Here is an 11,377-nt window from a genome sequence, read left to right on the forward strand (position 1 = left end):
GAAAATCTTTCAATTTCGTTTTTGCAATTAAAACTGGGAAAGAAAAAAATGTTGTTAAAAACAGAAATTCTTTCTTAATAAAATGCCATTCTTTAATACATTTTCGATAATTCTTAAATTATATAAACACAGCAAACAAAAATTAAGCCATCTGCTGACATAGGGTTGTCACGAGCACTTCTATTTTTGCTGCTTAACAAAATAAAAAGATGAATATTATAAAAATCGACTCTTTCCAGGTAATTGGTATTTCAGTCCGTACGACTAATGAAAATGGACAAGCAGCTAAAGACATTCCTGCCCTTTGGGAGAAGTTTATGTCAGCAGGTATTCTTGAACGGATCCCAAATAAAACTGACAATTCACTTTACTGTATTTATACAGATTATGAAAAAGATCATACTAAACCTTATACCACTATTTTAGGATGCAAAGTTGAAAACACGGCTGAGATACCTGATCAGCTGGTGAGTAAAACAATTGAAGGGGCTTCTTATCAAAAAATTACAGCCAAAGGAAATTTGATGCAGGGCGCAGTTTATAACGAATGGATTAAGATTTGGAATTCAGATTTAGCAAGAACTTTTACCGCCGACTTTGAATTATACGATGAACGGTCTTTAAATCCTGAAAATGCAGCGGTAGATATATTTGTGGCGGTTAAATAAAGAATTTCCTTCTTAAATAAGATACATTTGTTTTTGTCCTGAAAACAATATTGATGAAACTCGAAACCATAGTAACTACAGTGAGTATGATTGCGGCTGTTAGCGTATTTCTCTATTTAAAGAAAAAGTATAATCAGCGTTTATGGAATGAAGCTATGACGAGTCCCGATCATCAATTACAAACAGGAAGTTTTATTTTTTCAAAACGGACTGAGATTCAATCCAAACAAATATATTACTCCATCTTTAGGGTGATCAGAATAGATGGTGAGTATGTGAAGCTTGCAAGTGTCAGACAATTAGCCGTTCCTAACAATTCCAATAGTCTTGTAATGACTGCTGAACAATATGAAAATATAAAAAATAACATACAGCAAGTAGTTATTACCGGAATACTGACAATGGATTTTCCTCAAAAAGCAAATATATCCTTAACAGAAGAGTTATTGGTCAGGTACCCTGATCTGAATAAATCAGGATACTATTTTGAAGATCTTTCTCCGGATGAAAAGACTAAACCTTTACCTGATAACATTGCAGGATGCCAGGATTATATGAAACTCGTATATTCTGCTGAGCACATCATTAAAAATAGACGGCTGCGTCTCTATTCACTAACAGATCTTCCGTCTCTGATGCCTTCTTTAGATCCTGGCCAGGGTGAAGTTATCGAGCAGATTCTTAATCGGAGAAAATCATAAATTCACCCTTTTAATTTGAAATCTATTTAAGGAATTTCATTCAGGTAATCAACTTTAGTAGTTTTAGAAACAGAATCGGCTCCTGTTTTTTTTATTTCCTGAGAAGCAATATGCTCTTTTTTAGCGCTGCTTGTTTGCTGTTTTTCCTGACGCTGACAACTATAAATGAACAGACTAAGAAACAGCAAACTTAATAATGATACTTTCATATCCAAATGTCAGTAATATCTTTCAATCGTTATAATTGATTGTTTTAATGCTATTGATTGTTGAAACCGATTGTAAGAATGAATAGATTACAGCCGAATTGAAAGTAACTTAAATTTTTTACTTAAAGATAGGATAGAATAATTTTGGCATCCTAAAGAAAATCAATACATTTGAATCATCAGATGATATGATGAATACAACCACACTGATTTCCCGTAAATCCCTTGCTGACGAAGTAGCTGAGAAGATACAACAGCAAATCGCCTTTGGTACTTATAAAGTAAACCAAAAACTACCTATAGAACCGGAACTGATGTCGTCCTTTGGGGTTGGCCGTTCTACGATCAGAGAGGCGATTAAAATTCTGTCCAACAGTGGACTATTGAGAGTACAACAAGGGGTAGGCACTTTCGTAGAAAACTCTACAGCGATTAAAGAACCCCTGTCTCAGCGTTTAAAACGTGCTGATTTCGAAGACTTGAATGAAGTAAGGCATTTGCTGGAAATGAAAGTTGCTGAAAAAGCAGCATTAAACAGAACAAAAGCTGACCTGGTAAAAATATACGAATGGTTAAAAAAGCGTGATAAGGCAGCGAAGAACGATTTGCTGGAAGAATGTATCGATGCTGATATTCAGTTTCACATTTCCATTGCAGAAGCTTCTGGAAATGAAATCCTGATTGACCTTTACAAATCTGTGGCTATCCATATGAGAAACTGGTTTCTGGAAGTTTACAAGGACACCAGGCCATTTAAAGAAACCAGTCAGCAGCATAAACAGCTCGTTAAAAGTATTGAAGCCGGCGATGCAAAAAAAGCATGGAATAATTCAGCAAAAATCATAGGACATATTTCTCAATAATAATTTCATCACAGATGAAACGGTATAATTTATGGAAACCACTACAGCAACACTAGATCCCACTACAAAAAAAGACATTATTCAAAAAACGATTTATCCAATTCTCTTTACGATAAGCTTTACCCACTTCTTAAATGATATGCTGCAGGCAGTTATTCCGTCTGTTTATCCGCTTTTCAAAACTGAGTTTAACTTATCATTTTCTCAGATTGGCTTAATCACACTAACTTATCAGCTCACAGCCTCACTCTTACAACCCTTTGTAGGTCATTATTCTGATAAAAAACCAAAGCCTTATTCTTTAGCAATAGGTATGGGATTCACGCTGATCGGTTTGATCTTTGTAGCCATAGCAGCGAGTTTTGCAGCGATCCTGATATCCGTAGGTTTTATCGGTATAGGCTCTTCAATTTTTCACCCTGAAGCCTCAAGAGTTGCCCATTTGGCCTCTGGCGGCAAAAAAGGATTGGCACAGTCCATCTTTCAGCTGGGAGGGAATGCAGGAAGTGCGATTGGCCCCTTGCTGGCTGCACTGATTGTTATTCCTTACGGACAATTTTATCTGATCTGGTTTGGAATTGCTGCGGTTTTAGGCATTCTCATTCTATTTCAGATCGGTAAATGGTATAAAGGGCATCTTGATCTTAAAGTTCAGGGAAAGGTTCAGGCTTCAGATGAACCTAAACATACTTTATCAAAAGGAAGAGTGATTGGATCTATTGTTATCCTATTGGTACTGATCTTTTCCAAGTACTTCTACATGGCTAGTATGACCAGTTATTTTACATTTTATCTGATAGACAAGTTTCATGTTTCGGTTCAGGAATCACAACTTTACTTATTCGCTTTCTTAGCGGCTGTTGCTGCAGGAACGATGATTGGAGGACCATTGGGTGATCGCTTTGGCAGGAAATACATTATCTGGATTTCTATTTTAGGAGTTGCACCATTTACACTATTACTTCCTTATACCGGATTGTTTTTAACAGGAGTACTGGCAGTAATAATCGGTGTAATTATCTCTTCGGCATTCTCCGCAATCCTGGTTTACGCAACAGAACTGATTCCAGGAAAAGTAGGGATGATTGCAGGCTTGTTCTTCGGTTTCGCTTTTGGTATGGGCGGGGTAGGTTCAGCTGTATTAGGCAAACTGGCCGATCAGACCAGTATTGAATATGTGTTTAAGGTCTGTGCTTTCTTACCGCTGATTGGTATAATTACCGGCTTTTTGCCTGATATTGAGCAAAAGAAAAAGGCAGTTAGCTAAACAAAATATGTAATACCAGAACAGCTCGGAAAAGGCGTAAATAAAGCAATTTTAAAAGAATTGACCGCCTGGTCTAAAGCACAAGGCATCACAGAATTGAGGCTGGAAGTCTATTCAGATAATACGATTGCAATTCAAGCTTAGGAGAAAGCAGGGTTTACAAAACTCTTTATTCACATGCGGAATGAGATTTAAATTATTATTTATAAACGATTTAGCTCATATTTGCCAAAAAAAAGATTTTTCCTGACCTTAAATTATTATGAAATTATCTCTAGTTGCCATTGCTTTAATAATTCTTTCTGCCGGATGTACCCAGCAGGATCAAAAAGTAAAGAATTATACACCAAGAACCTTAACTAACAATGAGGTCTTTAATGATTTTCCAACGAATGCCTCAGATTCCATTTCTGTTTTAAGCAACAATGAAGAAAAAGGAGAGACCTTTGGAGCGAAATTCAGAGACAGTACAGTTCATATTCAAGCTGACGCGGCCGATCAAAGTAAAGGCCCAACTAAATTTGCTTCTGCACAATTCATCAATAAACAGAAAACAGCACTGCTTGTTCAAATCGCAGATAGCTCAGGACTTGTTCCGCGCCCATTTCTGATTGCAGTGAAAAATGGAGCATTAGAAGTAATCAGTTTATACCGCCCGTCTAAAGGGAAAGAGGATTTGAAGTTCAGCGAAGGCGTGAAGAAAATCGGTGCAACCGGATACCTGGTTAACAACGATTTTTTCATTACTAACGTAACTGCTAAAGTTTACCTGGTTAAAAGACAAAATCCTGAAGAAAGAATTCAAGGAAAGGTGCTGTTAATGTCACCAGACAAGCAGACGATTATTTTTGCTGTTAAAGACTTCCTGTACCAGGTTAATTACCGGACTGATGAAGTGGTGAGTGAGCCTATTGTAGCTGGCAGCCCTAAAGGAGATGAAGCCGCTTTTAACAAGTGGATCACAACCAACTATGCTTTTACGAAAAATAAAAGTGGAAATACTTTCCTGAAATATCATGACGACAACAGGATCGTAGATATGAAAGAATTCAAATAACAATAAAAAAGGATAGCTATTATGCAGTGCCCAAAAAGTTAGGCACATTGCAAAATAGCTGTCCTTTTTTCATTTAAAATATATCCTGGTTAACTTCTGGATGCAATATACTGCTCACACAATCCAAAAGATAAAGTCATTCCATTACCACCTAAACCATTGATCACAGTAACTCCAGGCGCTGCTTCTGTAATTAATTCAGTAGCCCCATTCGTCATTTTAGGATAGATACCATGCCACGACTGCAGCATTTTCCAATCTTTGAAATCGGCAAAAGTATGGAGATAATCAAGGATCATGGTATTGATAAATTCCTTGTCAAAAGGATCGTGGACCAAACCATATTCATGTGAATCCCCGATAGTCAGCTCACCGCTTCCATTTTGTGAAACCATTACATGGATACCCCAGTTTAAGTGGGTTGCGTACTGCTCTTCATATCTTTTTCTTAAAGCCGGTAAAGAAGCTGCAGCCTGAAAACCCGGATAATGAATCATAGACAAACCGCCACAAAGAGAAGGGCCAATACGCCACTCATCCGGCTGCGTTACCAAACGCATCATCTGTAACTTACATTTAGTAATTTCCGTAGCTGCAAATAATTCAGGATAAAGTGTCTCAAAATCTGCCCCGCTGCAAACAAAGATTTCATCTGCTTCCCAACTCTGATTTCCTGAACTCACTTTAGGATGTTCAATCCGGCTGATCGCTGTATTCCAATGAAAAATTACCCCATACTTTTCAGCAAGGTAGGCCGCGACCTGTCCAACCGCCACTCTGGATTCGATAATCATTTCTTCTGCGCTCCACAAAGCACCCTTTAACCCATTCACGTTGATTGCAGGTGATTTCGCCAAAGCCTGTTCCGGAGTTAATAAACTACAATCCCGATGCTGACGGTTAATCTCCGCATACTCCTGCATCACCTGTAGCTCATCTTCATGATAAGCAATATGCAAAGAGCCCACTTCATTATGCCATATTTTGGCTTCTGTACAGACCTCTTTCCAGATACTGCGCGATAACATTGCTCTTTCAAACATTGAGCCTGTAGCCTGCCCAATAGGCCATACCATACCGAAATTGCGGATGGATGCACCGACAGCACGTTCATTCCGCTCAATAACTGTGACTTGATAGCCTCTGATGGCTAGCGCACGGGCCGTAGCTAAACCTACAATACCCGCACCGATTACTATTGCTTTATTCATAATGATACGCTATTAAGAGCTGTTCGCTTCTTTTCTGTTCCTCAGCTTTTTTTTCTTTATTTCTATTCTTCTGTGCGGTCTGTAAAAAGTAAACAAGAGACAGTACTCCACTAATTCCCCCCACAATAGCTACAAGCATTACACCTTCTTTAAAAAAGTTACCCCAGCTAATGTTTGGTTTGCCAAGTTCTTTGACTAATAAAATACTCACGCTCGCTAAATAACCAGCAGCATCAGCTACATACATAATAAAGCCAGCATTACTACGGTAATTGAAAGAAGCAATCATCCTTTCAAAAAATATGGCATTGTAAGGAACATACGCAAGGTAAAGACCCAGACCCGCAATGGTCATCCAGGCAATCGGACTGATCATCCGATGGTCAAAAAGATAAGTAGACATTCCGACCAGCAAACATCCTGCGATAATAAATAAATGGATAATACTGAAAGCCTTGATGTTTTTCTTAACCAGGATCAGCAAGCTCATCGCGATTAAAACAACAACAGAAATGAACAAATCTATATGCGTATAAATATTATTACTCTTTACCCCCAGATCTGCCCAGATCTCTACTTCAAAATTGTCCCTGACATCCCGCATAATTGTTAACAATACATAAATAATCAGCGTCAAAACGATTCCGGGTAAAAAGCGGATCAGGAAAGCCTTTCGCTCTTTAGCATTCATCGGTGTACGCTCTACCCTTAACTTTTTATCTTCTGCAGTAGGAGGAGGCATCAGTTCCAGAAAAAATACAAAGAGTAAAAGTGGGATCACAAATATTGCACCTGTAAGGAAAGGCATATTGTATTCATTGATATGGAAATCTGTCAATAACGTACGGCCGATAGTTTTTACAAAACCTGAAGCAAAGATTAAACTGATAGACATCACCGCGGCCATGAATTCGGTAGATTTTCTACCCTCCAGATAGCCAAATACCAAGCCCCAGATCATCCCTAATGGAAAACCATTAATAAATAAGAAGGCAATATTCCAGGGTGCAGGTACGAGTGCGAACGCTAACAAAGCAAGCCATGAAATTCCAATCAGAATCAGGATACTTTTACCCCGGTTATTTCCTTTGATTTCTGAGATAAAGCGGATACCATAAAACTTACTTAACATATAGCCCATAACCTGTGCAATTACAAGCCATACCTTATAATCAAGATGCAGATACTGATGATCTGTAAAAGTACCTGCTGCAAATGCCTTACGAAAGGAATACATGGCCGTATAAGTCCCAAATGCAGCTAAAGCAGCCATTATCGAGATTACAGCATAAGGTAATGTGGCGACTTTAGCCCGCAGGCGATCGATTAATTTCATACTATCCGTTGATAATGGTGAGCACTTCTGCAATATCATCGATCAGGTGAGTAGGATGATAAGACGCTAACTCTTCGCGGGTGAAAATTCCCGTAGTAATACCAACTACATATCTGCAACCTGCATTTTGCCCTTCATGAATATCCACTTCGGTATCTCCTGCTTTAAGCACTTGCAACGGATCTGTAATTCCTGCCTGCTGCATTAATTGTTGAATCATGAATGGATGCGGTCTGCCCAATTCAACCTCGTCAGATCCGATCAGGTAATCAATAATCCCTTTTTCTCTCCACTTTAACCGGTTAATAATCGCGTCGGCAATATCTTTTGAAAAGCCAGTATTGATTCCAACTTTGACTCCTTGCTCCCTCAAAGCTTTAAGGGTTTCCTCTACCTGGGGAAGAGGCTCAATTACTGGACCTGAAGTATAAAAATTTAGCATTTGCTGAACAAAATCAGCATGGATAGCATTGATTAACTGTGTACTGATCGTTTCAGCTGCTAAGCCCTGCATTTGCAGAAGCTGCCCGATGGGCAGATTTTTTTCATAACCCATCAAAGGATTAATCTGTGCTAAATCAACAGCATATCCATGTTTTACTAAAGCCACCTGAAGGGCCTTGCTCACTTCATGATTATCCTTAATTGTAGTACCGGCTATATCAAATATTGCTAGTTTAATGAGGCTCATAGCTGCTATCTTTTGTTTAGCAATACTAAACTTTGTTTATTAATAGCAAATAACCTCAATGTTAAGCTTTGGTAAACAATTGATTCATAAATTTAGTTAAATTTAGACCATGCATATCGTAACAGTTTTATGGCTTAAGTCACTCGATTTTTTTAGTAATGTTCCTGATGATCAGTTACAATGGTTTATAGCTAACAGTGAGAATCAATTGCTCAGCGATGGCGATTATCTGACCCAGCCTGGTGATCCGATTCAAGGTCCCCATGTGTTAGTTGCAGGTAAATTGAGCCTCCATATGTTCCAGAATGGCTCCAAACGTGAATTTGTAATGTTCACTAAAGGAGATATTTCAGGTTATCTGCCTTATTCCAGAGGAAAGATTTCAGGAGGATATGCACAGGCAATTGGTGAGGTGCAACTCTTAAGTTTCCGGACAGACAGCATTCAGGAAATGATTAAGGATCACTTTGAGCTCACACAAGCACTTGTTCATGTGATGAGCAACCGGGTAAGAGAATTTACGGCGATGCAGCAGCAAAATGAAAAGATGATGGCACTCGGCAAATTGAGTGCAGGTCTTGCACATGAGCTGAACAACCCTGCTTCAGCGATTGTACGTGACTCTATTTCACTGAAGGAACACTTAAGAATGGGCCCGGAAGTTTTTAAGAAAGTGGCGGCCATTACTATTGCCGAAGACAAGATCGATAAATTAAACGAGGTATTATTTGGCATACTAGGTGTGAAAGAGAAACCTCTTTTAACTTTAAAACAGCGTGTAAAACTGGAAGATGAAATTGCAGACTGGTTTGAAGCAAAAAACGTAGAGAACGGTTATGCCATTGCAGAAAGTTTTGTTGATTTTAACTTCAATATAGCCGACCTGGAAGCCTGTGCAGCACCTGTTGCGGAACATCTTTCTCCGGTTTTTAACTGGATCAGTAATCTGCTGGTTACAGAGCGGATGGTCGAAGATATTCAGGAATCTTCTAAAAGAATAGCTGATCTGGTTAATTCAGTTAAAACATTCACCCATATGGACAGGGGAATGGATAAAGAATACGCAGATATCCATATTGGTATCCGCAATACACTGACCATGTTAGGTCACAAAATCAAGAAAGGGAATATTACAGTGTTGGAAGAGTATGATGAAACGCTTCCGCAGGTCAAAGGGATAATTGGTGAATTAAACCAGGTCTGGACAAACCTGATTGACAATGCAATTGATGCTATGGAACCAAACCAGAAAGGTACTTTAATCCTGAAAACAGAGCAGGACAGAGAATTTGTCAATGTCTTTATTATTGATGATGGCCCAGGCATCCCTGCCGATGTTCTCACAAGTATATTTGATCCTTTTTTCACAACTAAACCCATGGGTAAAGGCACAGGAATGGGGCTGGAAGTGGTTCAAAGAATCATTCATCAGCACAATGGTAATGTTAAGGTTAAATCTGTACCGGGCCGAACGGAATTTACGGTATGTTTTCCGCTGGAAAACTAATGGCTTGATAAGCTGTTTAAACGAATTTTAAATTAGTATAAAAGATGAACCTTCCTATAATTTTTTCTATAGATGATGACCCACAGGTTTTGCGCGCAATCAGCCGTGACCTGAAAATAAAATACAGTAAAGAATATAAAATATTAAGTACTACGTCTGCTCAGGAAGCACTGGATATGCTGATCGATCTTAAAAACAGTGCTGATGTGGTTGCTTTATTTTTATGCGACCAGCGGATGCCTGAAATGGAAGGTGTAGCTTTTCTGGAGAAAGCAATGCTGATTTATCCCGAAGCAAAGCGTGTTTTGCTGACTGCTTATTCTGATACTGAAGCTGCAATTAAAGCTATCAATGAGGTGAAGCTTGATTATTATCTGATTAAACCATGGGACCCGCCAGAGGATAAACTCTATCCTGTGATCAATGACCTGCTGGATGACTGGCAAGGTGATTATACGCCTGAATTTAAAGGGATCAGAGTGGTCGGTTTTCAATTCTCCCCGTTATCGCATGTCGTCAAAGATTACTTAGCCAGCAATTTGATCCCATATCGATGGCTGGATGTCCAGACCAATCCTGATGCGACCAGTCTATTGACACTCAATAAGCTAACAAATGATGATCTGCCCATGGTTTTAATGGATGATGGGACATTTTTAACTAAACCATCTATTAAGGAAATTGCAGCAAAAATAGGCAAGAACCCGGAAATAATCCATGACATGTATGATGTGGTGATTATTGGTGCGGGCCCGGCAGGTTTAGCTGCGGCAGTTTATGGGGCTTCCGAAGGATTAAAAACACTGATGATCGAACGTAAAGCTCCCGGAGGACAGGCAGGAACAAGTTCAAGAATAGAAAACTATTTAGGCTTCCCGGCTGGATTGAGCGGAGCAGATCTGACCAGGAGAGCAATCAGCCAGGCTGTACGTTTAGGCGCCGGATTCTTATCTCCGCAATCGGTGAGCGATATTAAACAAAAAGATGGTTATAAAACCATTATCCTGGAAGACGGGCCTGAGATTATCAGCCGCTCTGTGATCATCACCACAGGCGTGGATTACCGGAAGCTGGAAGTAAAAGGTGTTTCTGATCTGACTGGTGCTGGTATTTATTATGGTGCTGCCACTACAGAAGCCAGTGCTTGCAGAGACAAAAATGTTTATATCATTGGCGGAGGTAACTCTGCTGGGCAGGCGGCAATGTATTTATCAAAATTTGCCTGCAGTGTCAACATTGTTATCCGTAAAGATGATTTGACATCGACTATGTCCTCTTACCTGATTGATCAGATTGGACATACACCGAATGTGCATACTTTAGGGAATACCGAAGTGATTGAAGCGAAAGGAGATAAGTGTTTAGAGAAATTGGTACTGATTAACGTTAAAACAAAAGAAACCAGAGAAGAAGAAGCTGCTGCACTTTATATTTTTATAGGTGCTAAACCCTACACAGACTGGCTGAAACTGGATATACTGAAAGATGAAAAAGGTTTCATTGAAACTGGCCGTGAATTGAGAAATTATGAGAGTTTTACTAAAACATGGAAGTTGAAAAGGGATCCTTTTTTACTGGAAACCAGTTGTGCAGGCATTTTTGCCGCAGGCGATGTCCGTTCTGGTGCCATGAACAGGGTAGCCTCAGCTGTGGGAGAAGGCTCTATGGCGATCAGCTTTGTCCATAAGTATTTGGCTGAAGTTTAAATAATACTCCGGTGTTTAACAATGCTCCGGAAGTTAACGATCGGAATTTAAACAATACGCTGGAACTTAAACGACCTGCTGAAGTTTAAAATAAAATGGCTTTTCCTGATCAGGGAAAGCCATTTTATTTTAGTGCGTGACATACTATAAAAATTTATAAA

Annotated in this window: 12 protein-coding genes; 8 read left to right on the top strand and 4 right to left on the bottom strand. The window is 39.2% G+C overall.

Annotated features, from left to right (window positions below):
• The first annotated feature begins 209 nt into the window (after window positions 1-209).
• Together AY601_RS23425 and AY601_RS23430 are read left to right on the top strand one after the other, a co-directional pair.
• Window positions 210-668 carry a GyrI-like domain-containing protein gene (locus AY601_RS23425; RefSeq protein ID WP_068405917.1) on the top strand — a complete coding sequence of 153 codons (459 nt, stop codon included), beginning with the start codon at window positions 210-212 and terminating at the stop codon, window positions 666-668.
• 53 nt (window positions 669-721) lie between these two features.
• Complete coding sequence (locus tag AY601_RS23430; protein WP_068405920.1) at window positions 722-1,369, top strand: hypothetical protein; 648 nt, start codon at window positions 722-724, stop codon at window positions 1,367-1,369.
• A gap of 26 nt (window positions 1,370-1,395) precedes the next feature.
• Here the strand turns inward: AY601_RS23430 and AY601_RS23435 are convergent, their stop codons facing one another.
• Window positions 1,396-1,578 (bottom strand): hypothetical protein, encoded by a 183-nt coding sequence (locus AY601_RS23435; protein ID WP_068405923.1) that lies wholly within the window; start codon window positions 1,576-1,578, stop codon window positions 1,396-1,398.
• A 188-nt stretch (window positions 1,579-1,766) separates the two neighbouring features.
• On the opposite strand from AY601_RS23435, the gene AY601_RS23440 reads away from it, so the two are divergent.
• The 4 genes from AY601_RS23440 to AY601_RS23450 all read left to right on the top strand — a co-directional run bounded on the left by AY601_RS23440 (window position 1,767) and on the right by AY601_RS23450 (window position 4,765).
• On the top strand, window positions 1,767-2,441 hold the full coding sequence (locus AY601_RS23440; RefSeq protein WP_232324658.1) for a FadR/GntR family transcriptional regulator: 675 nt from the start codon (window positions 1,767-1,769) through the stop codon (window positions 2,439-2,441).
• A 31-nt stretch (window positions 2,442-2,472) separates the two neighbouring features.
• Entirely contained in the window at window positions 2,473-3,708 is a 1,236-nt protein-coding gene (locus tag AY601_RS23445; protein ID WP_068405929.1) for an MFS transporter, read from the top strand.
• Window positions 3,709-3,720: 12 nt separating this feature from the next.
• Window positions 3,721-3,852, top strand: coding sequence for a GNAT family N-acetyltransferase (locus tag AY601_RS26400; RefSeq protein ID WP_084359428.1), 132 nt, complete (start codon window positions 3,721-3,723; stop codon window positions 3,850-3,852).
• 118 nt (window positions 3,853-3,970) lie between these two features.
• Window positions 3,971-4,765, top strand: coding sequence for a hypothetical protein (locus AY601_RS23450; RefSeq protein ID WP_068405932.1), 795 nt, complete (start codon window positions 3,971-3,973; stop codon window positions 4,763-4,765).
• A gap of 89 nt (window positions 4,766-4,854) precedes the next feature.
• Here AY601_RS23450 and AY601_RS23455 read toward each other — a convergent pair whose 3' ends face one another.
• Genes AY601_RS23455 through AY601_RS23465 form a run of 3 tightly spaced genes read right to left on the bottom strand, consistent with a single transcriptional unit; the run spans window position 4,855 to window position 8,003 of the window.
• The gene (locus tag AY601_RS23455; RefSeq protein ID WP_068405936.1) at window positions 4,855-5,976 is read right to left on the bottom strand and encodes a TIGR03364 family FAD-dependent oxidoreductase; all 1,122 of its coding nucleotides are present in this window, start codon (window positions 5,974-5,976) and stop codon (window positions 4,855-4,857) included.
• Window positions 5,969-7,312, bottom strand: coding sequence for a DUF5690 family protein (locus tag AY601_RS23460; RefSeq protein ID WP_068405939.1), 1,344 nt, complete (start codon window positions 7,310-7,312; stop codon window positions 5,969-5,971). The genes AY601_RS23455 and AY601_RS23460 overlap by 8 nt, the downstream gene beginning before the upstream one ends.
• Window position 7,313: 1 nt before the next feature.
• Window positions 7,314-8,003, bottom strand: coding sequence for an HAD-IA family hydrolase (locus AY601_RS23465; protein WP_068405942.1), 690 nt, complete (start codon window positions 8,001-8,003; stop codon window positions 7,314-7,316).
• Between the two features lie 109 nt (window positions 8,004-8,112).
• Here AY601_RS23465 and AY601_RS23470 point away from each other — a divergent pair, with 109 nt between their 5' ends.
• Window positions 8,113-9,510, top strand: a complete 1,398-nt coding sequence (locus AY601_RS23470) for a sensor histidine kinase (protein ID WP_068405944.1) — start codon at window positions 8,113-8,115, stop codon at window positions 9,508-9,510.
• Between the two features lie 44 nt (window positions 9,511-9,554).
• Window positions 9,555-11,216, top strand: a complete 1,662-nt coding sequence (locus AY601_RS23475) for an FAD-dependent oxidoreductase (RefSeq protein WP_068405946.1) — start codon at window positions 9,555-9,557, stop codon at window positions 11,214-11,216.
• Window positions 11,217-11,377 lie beyond the last annotated feature (161 nt).

It is taken from the genome of Pedobacter cryoconitis (assembly GCF_001590605.1).
Lineage (GTDB): Bacteria > Bacteroidota > Bacteroidia > Sphingobacteriales > Sphingobacteriaceae > Pedobacter > Pedobacter cryoconitis_A.